Raw genomic sequence first — 1,709 nt, 5'->3', positions numbered from 1 at the left:
GGGTCTGGCCGGAATTTGATGATGGGCCAGGCTTATTGGGCGAGGACGCGGGTGCGCAGGAGATCGAAATTGGCACGCCCGTACATGCTTCTCTTGTATGCCTTAATCCGGCAGACGGCTCCCTCGACAGCGCCACTGCTCCAGGGCAGGGTGAGTCCGTTGCGGACGGCGTCGTAGTCCTTGAGCAGCCCTTCGGCGAAGCCGCGCAGCTGCGGGATACTGCCGGCCTTGGCCTGGTTGATCCAGTCATCCAGCCGCTGACCGCGGCGGTGGCGCAGCATATCGGCGAATCCGGTGACCAGGTGGTCGAGTTCGCGGAGGGTGTCGCAGTGGTCGAGTGCGTGCTGCAGGTCGGCGCACTCGTCGGTGGCGAGTTTGTGTCGGGGCCGCATGAACAGGCTGGTTAGCTGGCGGGCGGTGATCGGTGGCTTCGCCGCCCAGACCGGCGCCGGAGCGGTGTTCTCGCGCCAGGTGTGGATGAGCCGGCGGACCGAGCGTTCGCTGCCTCGGTAGCCGCGCTGCCGTAGTTCACCGAACAGCAGTCGAGCGTTGCTGCAGCCGTCTTCCCACCGTCGCGCGAGGTAGGGCACGTGCGGGTCGAGGGCACTGCCGCGTCGTGGGACCGGGGTGAGAAGCTGGTCGGCAGTGCTGGCCAGGCGGTAGCGGCGCACGGTCTTACCGTCCAGATTCAGTGCTTTCGCGATCGCGGTCGGGCCGACACCCTTGGCGACCAGCGCGTGGATCTCGGCATGGCGTTGCCGGGTAGCCGCTTCTCGCCGTGCGGATGCCGGTGTCTGGCCCGCCGGCGCCGGAGCGGGTTGGGCGACCGCTGCGTGTTCGTCCTCCTCGCGCAGGCATTTACGGTGCGCGCGAACGACTTTGTCGACTGCAGTGGTCAGATTGTGGAGCAAATGCCACCTATCTGCGATTTGAATCGCTTGCGGCGCACCGCGACTGGCACCGTCAGCATACGGACCGCCTCGATCGCGACACACTACGCGAATGCCTGGATGGTGGGCCAGCCAGGCGGCGAGGGTGTCGGAGGTTCGGTCCGGCAGCAGGTCGACCGGCCGATGGGTGCGCATGTTGATCACCACAGTGCCATAGACGTGGCCGCGGCGGATGGCCCAATCGTCGACGCCAACCTCCACCAGCTCACCCACCGTCGGCAGCCGGATCGCCCGCACCAGCCCCAACAGCGTCGACCGCGACACCTCCACCGCCAGTTGCTTCGCCATTCTCGCCCCTGGCCGGCCACCCAGCGCAAGCCCGACCCTCGTCAGCAGCTCGGCCACCAGCGGACTGCGCCGCTGATACCGAGTAGCCAGGCCCGTGACCTGCTCGGAGAAGATTCTGCGCTCGCAGTCGGCAGCCGCGCACCGGAACCGGCGCACTATCAGCCGGATCACCACTTCCCGGCCCGCAACGGCCAGGTCCACGATCGTGCGCCGGTACCGGCTGTGCACTATCGACGAGCGACATCCACACAGCGTGCATTCAGCCGAAGAACCACATGTCGACGCATCGAACACGATCCGCTCGCCCGTCGCTGATACGTCATCGAGACGAACTACCGACAGATGCGGAAAGAGAAGGCTCACAACATGTTTCGCGACATCATCCAACACCACGAACTGCGTCTATATCCGATCCGCCTGCGCGACAGAGGGATCGACACGCGCCCGATCATCAAAATCCGGTCAGACCCA

Annotated in this window: 1 protein-coding gene and 1 pseudogene; both read right to left on the bottom strand. The window is 66.0% G+C overall.

The genetic code is table 11. The features are described 5' to 3' along the window. Window positions 1–32 precede the first annotated feature (32 nt). Entirely contained in the window at window positions 33–392 is a 360-nt protein-coding gene (locus NM2_RS53625) for a transposase (RefSeq protein WP_439957002.1), read from the bottom strand. Between the two features lie 453 nt (window positions 393–845). After that, a pseudogene (locus NM2_RS53620) lies at window positions 846–1,532 on the bottom strand (ISL3 family transposase); the annotation flags it as partial. Window positions 1,533–1,709 lie beyond the last annotated feature (177 nt).

The organism is Nocardia miyunensis NBRC 108239 (genome assembly GCF_001613065.1).
GTDB lineage: Bacteria > Actinomycetota > Actinomycetes > Mycobacteriales > Mycobacteriaceae > Nocardia > Nocardia miyunensis.
Note: the sequence above shows the minus strand (reverse complement) of the source record. Positions and strands in the feature narration are given on the sequence as shown.

What these genes read in the sequence shown, in the direction of transcription:
- NM2_RS53625 (WP_439957002.1), bottom strand. Translation starts at nt 392, where the DNA reads ATGCGGCCCCGACACAAACTCGCCACCGACGAGTGCGCCGACCTGCAG.